This window comes from bacterium (assembly GCA_019637795.1).
Classification (GTDB): Bacteria; Desulfobacterota; Binatia; order HRBIN30; family CADEER01; genus JAHBUY01.
Map to the genome: position 1 here is coordinate 354683 of JAHBUY010000003.1, position 18278 is coordinate 372960.

The 18278-nt window shown below is 71.8% G+C and carries 13 protein-coding genes; 5 read left to right on the forward strand and 8 right to left on the reverse strand.

The features are described 5' to 3' along the window. The first annotated feature begins 2 nt into the window (after positions 1-2). Positions 3-320 carry a hypothetical protein gene (locus KF840_11610; GenBank protein ID MBX3025541.1) on the forward strand — a complete coding sequence of 106 codons (318 nt, stop codon included), beginning with the start codon at positions 3-5 and terminating at the stop codon, positions 318-320. Between the two features lie 16 nt (positions 321-336). Here the strand turns inward: KF840_11610 and KF840_11615 are convergent, their stop codons facing one another. The 8 genes from KF840_11615 to KF840_11650 all read right to left on the reverse strand — a co-directional run bounded on the left by KF840_11615 (position 337) and on the right by KF840_11650 (position 13962). Then, entirely contained in the window at positions 337-1998 is a 1662-nt protein-coding gene (locus tag KF840_11615; GenBank protein ID MBX3025542.1) for a HAMP domain-containing histidine kinase, read from the reverse strand. A 147-nt stretch (positions 1999-2145) separates the two neighbouring features. Next, the gene (locus KF840_11620) at positions 2146-3288 is read right to left on the reverse strand and encodes an acetyl-CoA acetyltransferase (protein MBX3025543.1); all 1143 of its coding nucleotides are present in this window, start codon (positions 3286-3288) and stop codon (positions 2146-2148) included. Between the two features lie 159 nt (positions 3289-3447). Further along, positions 3448-4845: a hydroxymethylglutaryl-CoA synthase family protein gene (locus KF840_11625; protein MBX3025544.1), complete on the reverse strand. Its 1398-nt coding sequence runs from the start codon at positions 4843-4845 to the stop codon at positions 3448-3450. Between the two features lie 89 nt (positions 4846-4934). Beyond that, positions 4935-6455, reverse strand: coding sequence for a VCBS repeat-containing protein (locus KF840_11630; GenBank protein ID MBX3025545.1), 1521 nt, complete (start codon positions 6453-6455; stop codon positions 4935-4937). Beyond that, positions 6442-9309 carry a VCBS repeat-containing protein gene (locus KF840_11635; protein MBX3025546.1) on the reverse strand — a complete coding sequence of 956 codons (2868 nt, stop codon included), beginning with the start codon at positions 9307-9309 and terminating at the stop codon, positions 6442-6444. The genes KF840_11630 and KF840_11635 overlap by 14 nt, the downstream gene beginning before the upstream one ends. A 121-nt stretch (positions 9310-9430) precedes the next feature. Beyond that, on the reverse strand, positions 9431-10867 hold the full coding sequence (locus KF840_11640) for a VCBS repeat-containing protein (protein MBX3025547.1): 1437 nt from the start codon (positions 10865-10867) through the stop codon (positions 9431-9433). A gap of 78 nt (positions 10868-10945) precedes the next feature. Then, positions 10946-12280, reverse strand: coding sequence for a chromosomal replication initiator protein DnaA (gene dnaA, locus KF840_11645; GenBank protein ID MBX3025548.1), 1335 nt, complete (start codon positions 12278-12280; stop codon positions 10946-10948). Positions 12281-12765: 485 nt separating this feature from the next. Continuing rightward, positions 12766-13962 carry a thioredoxin domain-containing protein gene (locus KF840_11650; GenBank protein MBX3025549.1) on the reverse strand — a complete coding sequence of 399 codons (1197 nt, stop codon included), beginning with the start codon at positions 13960-13962 and terminating at the stop codon, positions 12766-12768. Positions 13963-14166: 204 nt separating this feature from the next. Here KF840_11650 and KF840_11655 point away from each other — a divergent pair, with 204 nt between their 5' ends. The 4 genes from KF840_11655 to KF840_11670 all read left to right on the forward strand — a co-directional run bounded on the left by KF840_11655 (position 14167) and on the right by KF840_11670 (position 18265). Then, a complete protein-coding gene (locus tag KF840_11655; protein MBX3025550.1) occupies positions 14167-15255 on the forward strand; it encodes a glycosyltransferase family 4 protein in 1089 nt (362 codons plus the stop codon). Next, positions 15252-16388, forward strand: coding sequence for a UDP-N-acetylglucosamine 2-epimerase (non-hydrolyzing) (gene wecB / locus KF840_11660; GenBank protein ID MBX3025551.1), 1137 nt, complete (start codon positions 15252-15254; stop codon positions 16386-16388). The genes KF840_11655 and wecB overlap by 4 nt, the downstream gene beginning before the upstream one ends. 61 nt (positions 16389-16449) lie before the next feature. Further along, positions 16450-17427, forward strand: coding sequence for a GDP-mannose 4,6-dehydratase (gene gmd / locus KF840_11665; protein ID MBX3025552.1), 978 nt, complete (start codon positions 16450-16452; stop codon positions 17425-17427). 52 nt (positions 17428-17479) lie between these two features. Further along, positions 17480-18265, forward strand: coding sequence for an ABC transporter permease (locus KF840_11670; GenBank protein ID MBX3025553.1), 786 nt, complete (start codon positions 17480-17482; stop codon positions 18263-18265). Positions 18266-18278: the final 13 nt, after the last annotated feature.

The window sequence follows — 18278 nt, forward strand, 5'->3', positions numbered from 1 at the left end:
ACGTGGAGCTGCACCTCTATCGCCTGCTACTGCTCAATCTGGCGCTGCAGCTCTTCGATGGCGTCGCCACCTATCAGGGGTTGCGAATCGGCGTCCGCGAGGCCAATCCGATCCTGCTGACCATGTTCGGCCTGCTCGGCGTCGGCCCGACGCTGCTGCTCTTCAAGGCCAAGGCGTGCGGGCTGCTGGTGCTGCTGCACAGCAAGGCGCCGAAGCGCGTCGGCGTCACCGTCCTGCGCGGCCTCGCCGCCGTCTACTGCGTCTTCTCGCTCGGCCCCTGGCTGGGCAAGTTCGCGTCGTTGGCCGCGGGACTGCTGTAGCGGTTCCGCCGCCGGCTCAGGCGCTCTCCGCCAGCGGCGGGGAGGCGGCCGCCGGCTCGCGAGCGCCGCGCGACGGCACCAGCGTCACCACCCCGGGGTCCCCGAGCGACTGCGGCAGGCGCACGCGCACGGTGGTGCCGGCGCCGATCTCGCTCTCGATGTCGAGGTCGCCGCCGAGCATGCCGATCAGCTCGCGCGCCAGCGTCAGGCCGATGCCGAGCCCGCCGAAGCGGCGGGTGAAGGAGCCGTCGACCTGGCGGAAGTCGTCGAAGATGATGCCGAGGTCGCTGGGCGAGATGCCGATGCCGGTGTCGGCGATGGCGACCTCGACCATGCCGTCGGCGAGGCAGCGGCCGCTGACGCGGATCTCGCCGGCGTCGGTGAACTTGGCGGCGTTGCCGAGCAGGCAGGCGAGGGCGCGGTTGAGCTTGCGGCCGTCGGTGCGCAGCGCGTCGGCGGCGATGTCGACCTGCCACGACACGGTGACCGGCTTGCCGTCGCAGAGCTCGCGGGTCAGCGGCAGCAGCTCCTCCAGCGTCGTCCGCAGGCTCACCGGCTCGATGCGCACCGCGCGGCGGCTCGAGCCGGAGCGGATCTCGGCGAAGCTCAGCAGCTCTTCGAGCAGGTGCTGGAGGCGGCAGGCGTTGACCCGCATGCGCTCGATGCTCTCGTAGAGCAGGTGGTCGCCGTCCTTCGGCAGCGCCGAGTCGACGACGTCGAGATAGCCGAGGATGGCGTGCAACGGGGTGCGGAACTCGTGCGAGATGGTGGCCAGGAACTGGTCCTTGGCGTCGACCGCCACCCGCGCCGCGTCGGACTGCTCGGCGGCGTAGAGCGCGCCGGCGGTGGCATGCGCGACCATCTGGCACAGCCAGCGCTCGCGGTGCGTGAGCGCGCGGCCGTCCTCGCTCTCGGTCAACAAGGCGCCGTACGACTGGCCGTGGGCGCGCAGCGGGAAGCTCACGGCGCGCCGGGTCGGCACCGTCTCCGGATCACCGAGCGCCATGTGGCAGCGCAGGCCAGGACAGGTGCTCTCGACGAAGCGGCCGATGCTGCGGACGAACTCGCGCGTCGCGTGCGTCTCGGAGAAGACCCCCGCCAGATCGAGGACGAAACGCAGGTGCTGGTTCTCGGTCTCCGCCGACGCCCGCCGCCGCTGCTCGCGTTTCAACTGGTCGATGAGCGAGGCGTAGAACACGGCGACCAGGAAGAAGAACGGCAGGCGTACCCAGTTCTCGGAGGTCAGCGTCGCGTTGCCGCTCACCCACAGCCAGTAGCCATAGCCGGCGGCGATCAGCGCCCCGCCGATGGCGATCTGGCCGACGGTCTCGCCGATGGTGACGAGGAAGATGGTGAAGAAGTAGGCGAGGACCAGATCCTGCGACACCCCGTGGCTCGAGCTGATGCCGAGCAGGATGAGCGCCGTGTCGAAGAGCAGGAGGCAGGGGCCGAAGTGGGCGAGGTGGAAGAACCGCCGCGGCGCCAGGGCGAGGGCGACGTTGGACAGGGCGAAGACGCCGACGGTCACGATGGCGGCGCCCTGCGGCGCCTGCCCGGCGAGCGCCAGATAGGCGCACGTGGCGATCACCACCGAGCGCAGCAGGACGACGACGCGCTTGCGATCGACCCCGCCCGCCGACCCCTCGGCCGCTGGGCTGCTGACACTCCCGAACCCCATTTGCGCCCAGGATCCGATGCAAGGCGGGCGCCAGCTTCCGAGCGGTCGTGCCGGCCATGGCCTCGGCACGCCGCACGGCGTCAAAAGGAGCCGCGGATCACGCGGCGGATGCCAATCCGGCGAGATAGTGACACTGCACGTCGCGAGTCAGTGTCCCAGCACGATGACACAGGCTACCGCGCCCGGACCGCCAACATTGTGCGCCAGGCCGATCTCGGGGTTGGGAATCTGGCGTTCGCCGGCCTGGCCGCGGAGCTGGGTGACGCATTCGTAGATCATGCGCACGCCGCTGGCGCCGATGGGATGGCCGAATGACTTGAGCCCGCCGCTCGGGTTGATCGGGATGTCGCCGCTGAGCGCCGTCCGCCCCTCGTGCACCAATGCCTTGCCCTCGCCTTTGGCGCAGAAACCGAGATCCTCGATGTTCGACAGCTCGGTCCAGGTGAAGCAGTCGTGGACCTCGGCGAAGTCGACGTCGGCGGCGCCGATGCCGGCCATCCTGTAGGCCTGCTGCGCCGCCTGCTGCGTCGAGCGGAAGCCGAGATAGTCGAAGGTCGGATCGAAATACGGCCGGCCGGTGGTGACGGCGAGCCCGAAGCCCTTCACCAGCACCGGATGGTCGGTGTAGCGGCGCGCCAGATCGGCGCGGCAGAGAATCGCCGCGGCGCCGCCGTCGGTGGTCGGGCAGCAGTCGAAGAGGCCGAACGGCGAGGAGATCATCGGCGCCGCCAGCACCTTCTCCTCCGTGACCTCCATGCGCAGGTGGGCCTTCGGATTGCGGGCGCCGTTGTAGTGGTTCTTCACCGCGATCTTGGCCAGCGTCTCGCGGCCGACGCCGTAGGTGTGCATGTAGCGGTTGGCCGCCAGGGCGAAGAGGCCGGGCGCCGAGTTGCCCTTGGCGAGCAGGGGATGGCCGAAGCGCGGCAGACCGCGGCCGCCGCGATCCTTGAGCTTCTCGGCGCCGAGCACCAGCACGACGTCGTAGGTGCCGGAGGCGATCGCCAGGCAGGCATTGCGGAACGCGTCGGTGCCGGTGGCGCAGTAGTTCTCGACCCGGGTGATGGGCCGGTCGTAGAGGCGCAGCGCGTCGCCCAGCGACACCGCCGCTTTGCCGCCCGCCGCCCCCGGCATGTAGGTGCCGAGGTACGCCGCCTGGATGTCGGCCGGATCGATGTCGGCGTCGCGATACGCCTCGAACGCCGCCTCGCAGATCAGATCCTCGTAGCCGTGCTCGAAGAGATCCCCGAACTTGGTGCACCCGACGCCGACGACGGCAACCTGGTCCTTCATGCTCTGCCTCGCTCGTTGAAGTGGAATGCCGATACCCACCGATCCCCACCCCGGACGCCACCGACGGACACCGAATCTCCCCACGCCTCCCGGGCGGCGGCGCGGCGCCGGCCGTGGATCGGCGGTGCGGGGAGGCGCGAATCGGTGGACATCGATGGATCAGGTCTCGCGAATGGGCCGCGCCTTCCAGTAGTAGTTGCGATTGCCGCCGCCTTCGTGGAGCCGGCGATACGTGAGCGCCACCGGTTCGCCGATCTGGATGTCCTCGGCGTCGGCGACCTGCAGGTAGAGACGGCCGCCGCCCTCGGCGTCGACCACCGCCATCGGCAGCGGGTGCTCGAGGTTGGCGATCAGGTGGTCGATGGTGAAGGTGAAGACGGTGCCGCGGCGCGGAATGCGCGCGTCCTCGGTGCGCTCCTGGGCCCGGCAACGGATGCAGACGCGCGCCATCGGGTACTGCACCTGGCCGCACTCGAGGCAGCGGCTGCCGTAGAGCCGGATGTCCTGCTTGCGCTCCTTGAATTCGAGCACGTTGGTCACCGTGTCGGTGACCTCCTCCACCTCGACGAGGCGGCGGAACTTGAGCAGCTTCTGGTACGAGCCGAGCGGCGTGCGCGCCGCCAGCCAGCGCGCCAGCGGCGTCGCCGCCCGGCCACTGACGATCGCCGGCGTCGCGCGCAGCAGGACGACGTCGGCGCCCTCGCCGTACCCGCCGCAGAGGATCAGCTCGCCGGGAGCGGCCTCGTCCAGGGCTCGCGCCAGGAGCAGCAGCGGCTCGGCGCTGCCGGTGCAGCCCAGCTCGCCGTGGAGCGACGGCACGAGCTGCGTCTTCGGATCGAAGCCGAGCTGCTTGGCGAGGTCGGCGCTGGCGCGCGCGTCCGGCGAGCCGAGGGCCAGACGCTGGATCGCCCGTGGCTCCAACCCCTGGCGTTCGAGCACCAGGCGGATTGCCGCCCCGAGGTCGCGCCCGTAACCGAAGTCGTTGGAGAACTTGCCCCCGGCGACCTGCAGCGTGCGCTGCGCGTCGGTGCGCCAGTGATAGGTGAACTCCTCGGCGATCGAGGCGTGGTCGACGAGCTCGGCGATGACGCCGTCGCGGCCGACGGCACACGCCGCCGCGGCGTCCCCGAGCACGCCCTCGAGCTCGCTCTCCGGCGCCGCCACCCGAACGTCGGCCGCCGTCACCAGCACCTGGCGCGCGTCGGCCTGCACGGCGCGCAACGCCGCCAGCAGCGCGCTGACGCCGCTGCGCGCCGAGCCGGCGAAGTCGGCGGTGAAGATGGCGCGCGGCAGGTCGACGGCGGTGGCGAGCACGCTCGCCATCTGCTTCTCGCCGTACGGGGCGCTGGTGCTGGCGAAGAAGGCGCCGTCCACCGCCTGCGGCGGATCGCCGAGGCAGGCCATGGCCGCGTCGATGGCCATGGTCAGCGCGTCCTCGTCGTAATTGGCGACGGCGATCTCGCCCTTCGCCTGTCTGGTCCCCCACGCCTGCTCGATCAGACGCCGCTCGAGACGATGGACGGGAACGTACGAACCGTAGCGGGTGATGCCGACCATCGCACCGCTCTAATGGACCGCCCCGGCGCGTTCAACCACCGCTCAGCGGGCGTGCCGTCGGCGCCGCGGGATCGGGTCGGAAGGGGCGGTCAGGCGATGTCGTCGTGCGAACGCGCGGCAGTGCCGCGCTCCAGGCGGCGGAGCCGGCGCAGGATGACGAAGGCGGCGAGCACGACCAGCGGCATGGCGCTGCCGCCACCGTCGCCGCCGCGGCCGATCTCGGCACAGCCGGAACCCATCACCAGGAAGCCGCCATAGGTGGCGGTGACCGTCGCGGTCGGAATGGGCGTCCGGGTCACGGTCACGGTCGAGGTCACCGTCCCGGTGTTGGTGGGCGTCGCGGTGGCGGTGGCGGTCGCGGTCGCGGTCGCGGTGACGGTGCTGCTCGGCGTCGCCGTCGCGGTGGCGGTATCGACCGGCGTCGCGGTCGGCGTGCGGGTCGGCGTCGGCGGCGGCGCGCTGCTCAGAAACACGCTCAGCGACCCGTCGCCGGCGTTGGTGGTGACGATGTCGTCGAGGCCGTCGCGGTCCAGGTCGGCGAGCAGCAGACCGTTCGGCGCCGGTCCGGTGCCGAGCGGCGCGGCGGGATTCTCGAAGCCGCCGGCGATGCCGCGGTAGAGGCGGATCTGGTCGGCGGCGCGATCGCTGACCACGGCGTCGAGCGGGCCGCCACCGTTGAGGTTGCCGACCGCCAGCGCCGAGGGGTCGATGCCAGCCGGCAGCGTCTGCGTCAGCGCGTAGGTGACGCTGCCGCTCTGCGAGGAGCTGCCGCGGTACACCTGCAGGCTGCCGCTGGCGCCGCCGGACACCGCGAACAACAGGTCGGGGGTGGTGTCGTTGTCGACGTCGACGATCTGCATCGCCGCGGCGCCGGGAACCTGCAGCGAGCCGCTCGACGGCGACCCCTGGTCGACGAACGTGCCGGAGGCGCTCTGGAGGAAGATGTGGACGTTGCCCAGCACGTCGACGGCGACGATGTCGACCCGCCCGTCGGCGTCGAGCGGCGCGGCGCCGATGAGCTTCACGTTGCCGCCGGCCACCGGCAGCGTCTGCATCACCTCGTACATCGCCGTCGCGGTATTGAGCTTCAGCACCTTGACGGTGTTGGAGTCGGCGACGATCAGCTCCGGCCGGCTGTCGCCGTCGACCCGCGCCGCGGTGATCGCCCCCACCTCCTCGAGCGTCGTGATCGTCGGCCCGACGGCGAAGCTGCCGCTGCGGTCGCCGATGTAGAGCGCCGCCGTCGACGGACGGGTGGTGATGCCGAGATCGCTGCCCGCGCTCCCCTCGACCAGGGTCACGCCCTGCGCGCGGGGGGCTTGAATCGGCCGCGATTCGACGATCGCCTCCGGGCACGATCCCTTGACCCACAGCGCCGAATCGGTGAGCGCGACGACCACCTGGGTGGCGTCGATGAGGACCAGATCGGGGGAAGGGTCGTCGTTGAGGAAGCCCACCGTCCCGGCCTGGAAGCCGTTGACGCTGGTCCCCAGGCGGGAGCCGGGGACGCCGCAGCGCACGTAGCTCGGAAACGCCTGCGCGTGCGCCGCTCCCTGCGCCAGCAGCACGCCGGCAGCCGCCACCAGCCGGACGAGCTCAGCGGCGCGCATGCGTCCTCGCCGCGCCGCCGCGGCGCGCCGCCAGCAGGCGCCCGCCGGCCAGCAGCAGGGCGATCACCGCCATCTGCAGCGGCGAGCTGCCGCCGCTGCTGTCGCCGATGGCGCAACTGCCGAGCACGATGCCGCCGCGGGTGTTGGTCGGCGTCGGCGACGGGCCCGGCGTCACGGTGCGGGTCGAGGTGGCGGCGTTGGTGGCGGTGGGCGTGAGCGTGGGGGTGTCGGTCGCCGACGGCGTCGGCGTGATGCTCGGCGTCTCGGTCATCGTCGCCGTCCCGGTCGGCGTGGCGGTGTGCGTCACCGTCGGCGTCGGCGTCGGCGGCGGCTCGCTGCTGACCAGAATGGTCACCGTGCCATCGTCGTTGGCGAGCGCCACGTCCTGCTGACCGTCGTTGTCGAAGTCGACCACCACCAGCGCCCGCGGCGTGTCGTGGACGAGGAACGGCTCGATCACCGGGCCGGGGAAGCCGCCGTTGCTGTCGTTGTATGCGAACTGCAACACGCTGCCGCCGTTCTGGCCGCCGATCACGGCGTCGAAGCGGTTGCGCATCGGATTCAGGCGCCCCAGGCCGCCGGCGATCGGGTCGCTGCCGACGCTGAACGTGCCGTTGTTGGCGGGATCGAACGAGCCGTCGCTGAACAGGTACGACTGCCCGGACGGGGTGTTGCCCGAGCGGGTGATCAGGAGGTCCACGAAGCGGTCGCTGTTCAGATAGCCGGCGGCGATGCCGACGATCGGGGCGCCGCTGGCGAAGACGCCCTTGGGCTGGAAGGTCGGCACGTCGCCGTTGCTCCCCTGCTGCAGCCAACTGGCGCTGCTGCCGCAGCCGATGGCGATGTCGATCCGGCCGTCGCCGTTGAAATCGCCGGCGTCGACCGCGGTCGCGGGACACGAGCTCGCCTGGGTGACCGATTGGCCCGGGAGCTGGCCGGCGACGCCGTAGACGAAGGTCAGGGTGGTCGTGCCGTTGGCGATCACCAGGTCGCCGCGCCGATCGTTGTTCAGATCGAGCAGACCGCGCAGCCGCGGGTCGGAGGGGTGATCGGGATAGCTGGCGGCGATCGCCCGCACCGTGCCGCCGACCACCACTTCGCCATCGACCGCGAAGCTGCCGCCGGAGCGCTTGAGCAGCAACACCCGGTCGCCGGCGCCGACGGCGATCTCGTTGACGCCGTCCTGGTCGAGGTCGCCGATGGCCAGCGGCCCCGGCGTCCGGCCGCCGAGCGAGACGGTCTCGCCGGTCAGCGCCTGGCTGGTCATCGAACGCGCGCACGTCTTCACCTGCGCCACGTTGGCGGCGTTGTAGACGATGCGCACCGCGCCGGCGCCGGTGTCGGACACCACCAGGTCGGGCCGCCCGTCGCCGTCGAGATCGCCGGCGGCGATGGCGGCGAGGCTGGTGCCCAGCGCCCCGTCGCAGCGGCCGTAGTTGGCGGTCGGAATCGGCGTCGGCGTGTTGGTCGGGGTGGGCGTGAAGCTCGCCGTCGGCGTCCCGGTGGCGGTGCCGGTCGGCGGCGGCAGCCCGGTGACGGTCGGGCTCGGCGTCGTGCCGGGCGACGGCGTCAGCGGATTGGGCGTCGGGGTGGCTTCATTGGAGATGTTGATGAACACCCGCAACTTGGCCCCGTCACCGTCGAGCACGGCGAAATCCGGCAAGGTGTCGCCGCCGAGGGCGCCGCTCGCCAGCACGCTGCTCGCGCCGACGCCCGCGTTCGATGTCCCCAGCGGCGCGAAGGGACTGTCGGAGAAGTCGCCGGCGCCGTTTCCGATGCTGGCGTTGATCCCCCGCGACTCCTGGCCGTCGAAGGCGACGAGCAGATCGGTGGCGCGATCCGCGCCACCGTCGAAGTCCGCCGCGGTGATCGCCGAGGCGCCAAAATTGGTCACGAAGAGCGTGCCCTGGCGGAAGCGGCCGGTCGTGCCGAAGACCACCGCGCCGAATTTGTCGCCGAAGAAGGCGTTGTTCACGACCAGGATGTCGTCGAGATTGTCCCCGTCCACCCGGGCGACCGTCATGTCGGTGGCGGAGTCCTCGCTGGAGGACGCCTCGGCCTGGATGTTCACCTGCTGCGGCGCCGCGAAGCCGCCCCTGCCGTTGCCGATGAAGATGGCCACCGTCTGCTCGTCGGGGTTGAGCACCGCCACGTCGGGAGCGGCGTCACCATTGAAGTCGCCGGTCACGATCTTGTGCGGGAACGTGCCGCCGACCGCCAGGGGCTCCTCGCCCGAGCATGCGGAGAGGTTGCCATTGCCATCGTTGCACAGGACGACCACCCCGTCCGCGTCGAGCAGGGCAACGTCGGTGCCGTTGCCCTTGTCGAAGTCGCCGGTCACCAGGCCGACGATCTCGATCGTCGGATCCGGCTCGAGCACCTCGTCCGGGGTCGGGGAGTCGAACTGGCCGTCATTCCGCCCGTAGAGGATCGCGACCTCGCCGCCGTCGCCGCCGACGATGATGTCCGGCTTGCCGTCCGGTTTGCCTGCCGAATCCGACGCGAAGGTGGACCCGACGTCCGCCACGGCGACGCAGGTCGGCGTGATGTCGCCGGCGCCCGGCGTCGCCACCAGGTCGAAGGTGCCGTTGCCGAGATTGAGGTAGACATCGACCCGCGATTCGTCGGGCTCGATCGCGATGATGTCCAGCAGCCGGTCATCATTGACGTCGGCCAGGACGAAGGCGTTCTTGCCGGGGTCGCCGCCGATGCGGACGTCGATGACCGGCTGAACGCGGAAGCGGGGCGAGAACTGCGCCGGCGCCGGCGACGCGGCCGCCGCCAGGAGGGCGAGCGCGCCGGCGAGGCAGGCCAACGATCCGAGCGGCGGACGGGAAGCGGCGTCAGACGGCATGGTACCTAATGACGGTGGCAGGGGGAGACGTTGCGAGTTGGGTGAAGTTCCAGATGGTGGAGCGGGAAGGTCACTGCGTGCTCCCCAATCTCCCGACAGGCATCGATTTTGTCAAATCGGTTCAGCTCGTCGGGCACCCGTTCAGGGCGCGGCCGACGGCGGCCACCAATTCGTCGATGGTGACGGTCTGCGTGCCGTCGAGGTCGAGGGCGACGCACTCGCGGACGTCGCGTTCGCCGAGCACGATGCCGACCCCGCGCGTCAGCTCGTCGATCGAGACGTTGCCGTCGGCGTTGCAGTCGCCGGCGCAGAACGGCAGCGTGCCGTTGAGCAGCACGCGCGCCCCGGCCCCGTCGTCGCGGACGGCCAGTACGTCGACGATGCCGTCGCCGTTGAGATCGTCGGCGAGCAGCAGGCGCACCTGGCCGAGGGTGTTGGTGCCGACGGGGATGAAGGGATCGGCGAACGAGCCGGTCTGGTCGCCCAGGTTGACGGTGACGCCGCCGCGCGACCCGCCCGCGTAGCCGACGAGGACGTCGACGCCCCCGCCGCGGTCGTTGTCGAAGTCGCCCACGGCGAGCGCCGAGGCGTTGAAGTCGATGACGAAAGCCAGGGTGCGGAAGCTGCCGCGCGCGGTGCCGAGCAGGGTGACGGCGAGGAACTGGAACAGCTCGTTGCGGTTGGCGATCACCAGGTCGTCGATGGCATCGTCGTCGACCCGCGCCACCGCGACGTCGACCGCGGCGCTGCCGCTCGCCTCGCCGGCGACGTTCGCCGCCGCGCCGCGGGCGAAGCCGCCGGTGCCGTCGCCGAACAGCGGCAGCAGGCGCTGGTCGGCGCGGTCGAGCACCGCCAGGTCCGCGTGGGTGTCGCCATTGAAGTCGCCGGTGACGATCTTGATCGGATCGCCGGACACCGCCATCAGGCCGCCGTCGCCGCACGGGCGCAGCGCGCCGCCGTCGTTGCACAGCACCCGCACGCCGTCGCCGGCGAGCAGCGCCACGTCGGTCCCGGAGACGCCGTCGAAGTCGCCGCTGGCGATGCCGATGGTCTCGCTCGTGCCGACGTCGTCCAACGCCTGGCGATCGCTGACCACCGTGCCGTCGCCGACGCCGGGACACAGCAGGAGCGCGCCGTCGGCGCCGCCGACGAGGACGTCGGGAATCCCATCCGGCGCGCCCGCGCTCGGCGAGGCGAGCGGCGAGGTGACGTCGGCGATGGCGACGACGGTCGGCGTCAGCGGGTCGACGGCGATGGCCTGCGCCGGCGCGAAACCGCCGGCCCCGTCGTTCAACCGGATCGCGATCCGCCCCTCCTGCGGCTGGATCGCCACCAGGTCCGGCCGCCCGTCGCCGTTCAGATCGGCGAGCGCCACCGCCTGGCGGCCGGCGTCGGACCCGATGTTGATCGCAAACGGCGCCTGCGGCAGGAACCGCGGCCGGAACCCCGCCTGCGCCTGCGCCGCGGCCGCGGCCGCGGCCGCGAGCGCGACCGCCAACACGGACAGGACCAGGACAGCACGTCGGAACGCGTCGCGAACCCCCGTATGTGCGGCCATCATCGCCTCCCTCCCACTGCCGGCGAGATGCCAGCCGGGACGAGCAAAGGCAATCGCGCCAGCGCGGCGCAGGCCCGCTCAGCGATCGCGCAGCGCGCCCTCGAAGCCGCTGAGGAGCTGATCGACCCCCAGGTCGCGCGCCCGCCGCGTCTCGATGGTCTTCACCGCGTACATCACCGTCGTGTGGTCGCGCCCGCCGAACTTCTCGGCGATGGTGGGGAACGACGCCTCGGCGACCGTGCGGCTGAGGTACATCGCGATCTGCCGCGGATACGACACCTCGCGTTCGCGCCGGTGCGAGACCAGGTCGGCGATGGTGACCCCGAAGCGGTCGCTCACCATCTCCTGCACCGTCTCCACCGACACCGACCGCACCCGCGCGTACGGTCCCAGCGCCGCCAGCGCCACCTCGGTGGTCACGCCGGTGCCGCGCACCAACGCCAGCGCCAGGGCGCGATTCAGCGCCCCCTCGAGCTCGCGCACGCTGTTGCCGCCGCGCTGCACGAACAGCTCGAGCACCTGGTCGCTCAGCTCCACCTGCTGGGCGCGCGACTTGGCGCGCAGGATCGCCGCCCGCATCTCCCGCGTCGGCGGATGGATCTCCGCCATCAGGCCGCCCTCGAAGCGGCTGCGCAGCCGCTGCTCGAGACCGCGAATGTCGGCCGGCGCCTTGTCCGAGGTCAGCACGATCTGCTTCTGCGCCTCGTGCAGGGCGTTGAAGGTGTGGAAGAACTCCTCCTGCGTCCGCTCCTTGCCGGCGAGGAACTGGACGTCGTCGAGGATCAGCGCGTCGACCTGCCGGAACTTCTCGCGGAACGCGTTCATCTGGTCCTTGCGCAGCGCCGCGATCAACGTGTTCATGAAGGATTCGGACGACAGCACGGCGACCCGGGCGCGCGCCCGGCGGCGCAGGATCTCGTGCCCGATGGCGTTGATCAGATGCGTCTTGCCGAGCCCCACCCCGCCGTGCAGGAACATCGGATTGTAGCGCACGCCGGGCGCCTCGCTCACCGCCTGCGCGGTGCGGAACGCGACGTCGTTCGACGGACCGACGACGAAGGACTCGAAGGTGTAGCTGGGAATCAGGCGGCCGATGTTGGCGACGCGCGCGGGCCGCGCCGGCACCGTTGGTTCCGGTGCCGGCGCGTCGGGCGCGGGCCGCGGCACCCCGTTCCCCTCCGCCGCCACCACGACGCGCACCGTGCACGGTGCGCCGGCCAAGCTGCTCAACGTGTCATGGATCGTCGGCAGGAAGTGTCGCGTCACCCACGACTGGAAGAAGCGACTCGGCACCTCGAGCCGAAGCTCGCCGTCCACCATGCGACACGTGATTGGCTCGATCCAGGCCGCGAAGTTGCGCTCTCCCATGTGCTGCCGCAGCGCCGGCAGTGCCGTAGACCACAGTGCCTCCATGCGCGCCCACCCCTCATGCGATCCGTTGGCGGTTTCCACTGGCTCGAGCACGCAGCCGCTATCCACACCTGGGGACAACTCAGTAACCCGCCGCTACCACACCGATTCTCCCCACCATCCACACCACCATGCACAGCCGCGCCGCGCACCGCCGCCCCTCCCTCCCCGAAAGGAAGGCGATGCGCGCATCCGAAAGCGTCATTTTGAAACGGAAACGAAAAGGCTGAGAAAGAAGAGGCGCACTGTCTATTCCCGGTCGGGCGCGGTGTCAAGAATTTTCACCGCGCGGCAGAGCATCGCGCGCGCGATGCGCGGAGAAGATGCGCGTCATCGTGTGCGCGCGGGCGCTGGCGCGGAATTTTTTTCGCGCGCGTCGTTCGCGCGCGCAGGGCGCAGCGCCCACGGTGGCGCGTGCGTCAACGCGCACGCGCCGCGCGCATCGCGGCGCGAGGCGCGCTCACCCGACGCGCGCGCGCCGGCGGCGCTCAGCTCTCGCGCTTCGGCGCGGCGGCGCGTTCGAGGACGATCGCGTAGCCGAAGGTGTCGCCGCGCAGCGCGCCGCGCACGGTGCGGCCGTTCAGATACAGCGTCGGCGTCGAGTCGATGCCGAGCCGGGTGCCGGAGGCGACGTCCTGGCGGATCGCCGCGCGCGGCGCGTCGCTGTCGAGGCAGGCGACGAACGCATCGCGATCGAGGCCGAGGTCGACGGCGTAGCGCAGCAGATCCTCGCGCGCGAACATCGGTTGATGTTCGAACAGGATGTCCTGGTACTGCCAGAAGCGGCCCTGGGCGCCGGCGCACTCCGCCGCCATCGCCGCCAGGCAGGCGTACTTGTGGCCGCCGCCCGCCGGCATCGCCGGGTTGCAGGTGCCGTCGAGCGGGAAGTGATGAAAGCGCACCTGCACCTGATCGCCGTAGGTCGGCAGCGCCTGCTTCAGCCCTTCCCAGGCGAGCTTGCAGTGGCCGCACTCGAAGTCCGAGAACTCGACGATGGTGACCGGAGCGTCGGCGGGCCCTTTGACGTGCCCGCCGGGCACGTCGAGCGACACCACGGGCAGACCCTTGTACTGGGCGCAGAACTCCGGGTCGCGCTGGCAGACCTCGTCGGCGGTGAGGTTGGCCGGGGCGCGCAGCCCCTTCCACAGGACGCCGGCGACGAGGATCACCAGGGTGGCGGCGACCGCGCCGCCGATCAGCCGCAGCCGCCCGCGCCAGGTCCGCTGGTCGCGGCTCGACCCCTGCGCGCCGCTGATGAGCCATGCGGTCGATGCCAGCAGCAACAGGTTCACGACGTAGAGGGTGGTGCACTGCGGGCAGACGTGGCCGAGGACGGCGAAGGCGATGTAGGCGAGATAGGCGGAGACGACGACCGAGCCGACGGCGCCGAGCAGCAGCAGGTTGGCGAGCTGGCGACGGCGCGGCGCGCTGGCGACGGAGGCCGCGGCGATCGCCAGGCCGGCCATCACGCCATAGGCGACGAGCGCGAAGTAGGCGACCGGGATACCGAAGAGGTAGGCGAACGAGCTCGTCAGCACCGGCGCGCAGTCGATGATCGCGCTGACCTTGCACCCGCCATCCAGACCGGTGTTGAGCTGGGCGTGGGTCCGGGCGATCATCACGGCGACCGCCAGACCGACGAGCGCGATGGCGAACGTGACCAGAGCGGGCCGCTTGACGGACATCGGCGGGATCATACTGATTGCCCTTCCGCGTTGCCAGCCGACCGCGGCGCGCCGGCCGTGACGGCGCGGCCCCCCGCCCGTCGCCGCCGGCGCACCCGCGTTGACCGCGTCGGCAGGCAGTTGCTATCGCGGTCGCGTCCGCTGCCCAGGTGATCCGTGCGAGTCGCGCACATCGCGCCCGTCTTTCCCCCCTATCGCGGCGGCATGGGAACCGTCGCCTACCATCAGGCACGCGCCCTGGCGGCGACCGGAGCGCGGGTGCGCGTGCTCACGCCGCGCGCCGCCGCCCCGCGCCAGGCGCCGCCCGGCGTCGAGCTCGTCGAGCTGCCGCCGCTGCTGGCGCGCGGCAATGCCGCGTGTCTGCCGCAGGTGCTGTGGCGGCTCGGCGGCGTCGACGTCGTCCACCTGCACTATCCGTTTTTCGGCACCGCCGAGCTGCTGGCGGCGCGCCGCCTGCTCGGCGGTCCGCGGCTGGTGCTGCAGTACCAGATGGACGTCGTCGGCGTGCACTGGAAGGCGCGCCTCTTCCATTGGCACCGGCGCCTGCTGCTGCCGGCGATCCTGCGCCTCGCCGACGCCATCGTCGTCACCTCGCACGACTACGCCGCGTCCTCGTTCCTGGCGCCCGCCCTGCCGGCGCTCGAAGCGAAGCTGGTGGCGATCCCCGGCGGCGTCGACCTCGCCGCCTTCGCCCCCGGCGAGCCGCCGGCGGCGCTGCGCGCCCGCCTGGGCCTCCCCGATCGACCGACGGTCTTCTTCCTGGCGCGCCTCGATCGCGCCCACTACTTCAAGGGATTGCACGTCCTGATCGAGGCCCTGGCGCAGATCCCGGAGGCGGCGCTGGTGGTCGGCGGCGACGGCGAGTGGCGCGGCGAGTACGAAGCCCAGGCGCGCGCGCGCCTCGGCGAGCGGGTGCGCTTCGTCGGCGACATCGGCGACCGCGAGCTGCCCGACCACTACCGCGCCGCCGACGTGCTGGCGCTGCCGTCGATCGACCGCACCGAGGCGTTCGGGCTGGTGCTGCTCGAGGCCCTGGCCTGCGGCACGCCGGTGGTGGCCTCGCGCCTGCCCGGGGTGCGCACCCTGGTCGACGACGGCCGCACCGGCTTCCTCGTCGATCCCGGCGACCCGATCGCGCTCGCGGCACGGCTGGCGCAGTGCCTGCGTGAACGCGGCGCGCTGTCGCCAAACGCCGTCGCGTTCGCTCGCGCCCGCTACGGCTGGGACGCCATCGCCGGCCAGCTCCTGGCGCTCTATCAGCGCCTCCTCGCCGGCGCCGGAGCGCGCCAGTGAGCGCGCCCCGTCCCGTCCTGGTGGTGCTCGGCACGCGCCCGGAGGCCATCAAGCTGGCGCCGGTGTTGGTGGCGCTGGGGCGCACGGCGACGCTGCGGCCGCGGCTGTGCGTCACCGGCCAGCATCGCGAGATGCTCGACCAGATGCTGCGCCTCTTCGCCATCGCGCCGGATCACGACCTGGCGGTGATGCAGCCGGCCCAGGATCTGACCGAGCTCGCCGCCCGCGTCCTCCACGGCCTGCGCGGCGTGCTCGCCGCCGAGCGCCCGGCGGCGCTGCTGGTCGAGGGCGACACGACGACGGCGCTGGCCGCCGCCCTCGCCGCGTTCCACGCCGGGGTGCCGGTCGGCCACGTCGAAGCCGGCCTGCGCACCGGCCGCCTCGACCAACCCTTCCCGGAGGAGATGAACCGGCGCCTGATCGCGCAGCTCGCCCGCTGGCACTACGCGCCGACGGCGGCGGCCGCCGCGCATCTGCGGCGCGAAGGCATCGCCGACGACAACATCCTGGTCACCGGCAACACCGTGGTCGACGCCCTCCGCGCCATCGCGGCGCGGCCGCTGCCGCTGCCGCCGCCGCTCGACGATGCGGCGCTGCAGGGGCGACGCCTGCTGCTGGTCACCGGCCATCGCCGCGAGAGCATCGGCGCCGGCATCGCCGAGCTCTGCGCCGCCCTGCGCCTGCTCGCCGATCGCTACCCCGACGTGCTGGTCGTCTACCCGGTGCACCTCAACCCGGCGGTCGCCGACCCGGTGCGCGCCGCGCTCGCCGATCACCCGCGTATCCGGCTGACGCCGCCGCTCGACTACCTCGGCTTCGTCGCCCTGCTGCGCCGCGCCCACCTGGCGATCACCGACTCCGGCGGCGTCCAGGAGGAGGCGCCCTCGTTCGCCGTGCCGGTGCTGATCACCCGCGCCGCCACCGAGCGCGGCGAGGCGCTCGCCGCCGGCACCGCGCGCCTGGTCGGCAGCGATCGGCAGGCGATCGTCGCCGCCGCCGCCCGTCTGCTGGACGATCCCGCCGCCCACGCGGCGATGCGGGCGCGCGCCAACCCGTTCGGCGACGGCATGGCCGCGCCGCGCATCGTCGCCCACCTCGAGCAGGCGCTGCGCGACGCGCCGCCGGACGCTTGACAACCTCCCCCGTTCCAGATGGGGTGAGCCCGCTTTTTCCCAGCCATCCACCGTCGCCCCCGTGCCCACCGCGCTCATCACCGGGATCACCGGACAGGACGGCAGCTACCTGGCGGAGCTGCTGCTGGCGCGCGGCTACCAGGTCGCCGGCGTCGTGCGCCGCTCGAGCAGCGAGAACTTCGCCCGCATCGAGCACCTGCGCCAGCGCCTGCGCCTGGTCCAGGCCGACCTCCTCGACCAGCTCTCGCTGATCGAGGTGCTCGAGCGCGTCCAGCCGGACGAGGTGTACAACCTGGCGGCGATGTCGTTCGTGCCGACCTCCTGGCAGCAGCCGGTGCTCACCGCGGAGTTCGACGCGGTCGGCGTCACCCGGCTGCTCGAGGCGATCCGCTTGGTCAACCCGCGCATCCGCATGTACCAGGCGTCGTCGAGCGAGATGTTCGGCAAGGTGCGCGAGGTGCCGCAGAACGAGGCGACGCCGTTCCACCCGCGCAGCCCCTACGGCGTGGCGAAGACGTATGGGCATTTCATCACCGTCAACTACCGCGAGAGCTACGGCCTGTTCGCCTGCTCCGGCATCCTCTTCAACCATGAATCGCCGCGCCGTGGGCGCGAGTTCGTCACCCGCAAGATCAGCGACGGCGCGGCGCGGGTGAAGCTCGGCCTCGCCGACCACCTGGCGCTCGGCAACCTGGACGCCGAGCGCGACTGGGGCTTCGCCGGTGACTACGTGGACGCGATGTGGCGCATGTTGCAGCAACCCGAGCCGGGCGATTACGTGATCGCCACCGGCGAGGCGCACAGCGTGCGCGAGTTCGCCACCCTGGCCTTCGCCCGCGCCGGGTTGGACTGGCGCGCCCACGTGCGCGAGGACCCCGCCCTGCGACGGCCGGCCGAGGTCGACCAACTGATCGGCGACAGCGCCAAGGCGCGCGCCCGGCTGGGGTGGCAGCCGTCGGTCTCCTTCCGCGAGCTGGTGGACATGATGGTCGACGCCGACCTCGCGGCGCTGGCGGGCGCGCCGCGCGCCGGCGCCTGACCCGCGCGCGCGGCGACCGATGCCCCGAGCAGGAGCGCTGTCGGCGCGGCTCATGGCCCGGGCGCTGTGGCAGTACCGCAGCTTCATCTGGGGCATGGTGGGGCGCGAGTTCCGCGCCCGCTACGTCAACTCGCTGCTCGGCGGGCTGTGGGCGATCCTGCAGCCGCTGGCGCTCATCCTCATCTACACGGTGGTCTTCGGGCGCGTCATGCACGCCCGCCTGCCGGGGAGCGACGATCCCTTCGCCTACAGTCTCTATCTCTGCGCCGGCCTGCTCCCCTGGCTCTACTTCAGCGAGCTCTTGCAACGCTGCCAGACCGTGTTTCTCGATCACGCCCCGCTGGTGAAGAAGGTGAGCTTCCCGCGCATCAGCCTGCCGGTGATCCTGCTGCTCTCGAGCACCCTCAACTTCGCCATCATCTTCGCTCTCTTCGTCGCGTTCCTCGTCGCCAGCGGCCGCTTCCCGGGATGGCCGATGCTGGCGTTCGTGCCGCTGCTCGCCCTGCAGCAGGCGTTCGCGCTCGGCCTCGGCATCTGCCTGGGAACGCTCAACGTCTTCTTTCGCGACGTCGCCCAGGCGGTGACCGTGGCGCTCCAGTTCTGGTTCTGGCTGACGCCCATCATCTATACCCTGGCCGTCCTCCCCGAGGCGGCGGAGCGACTGGTCCGGCTCAATCCGCTCTATGGCCCGATACGCGCCTACCAGCAGATCGTCCTCGTCGGCGAATGGCCGTCCTGGTCGGTCGCCGTCGTGCCCGCGCTCTCGGCGCTCGTCGCCCTGGCGGCCGGGCTGGCGGTCTTCCAGCGCCTCTCCGGCGAGATGGTGGACGAGATCTGAGGCCGCGCGCGCG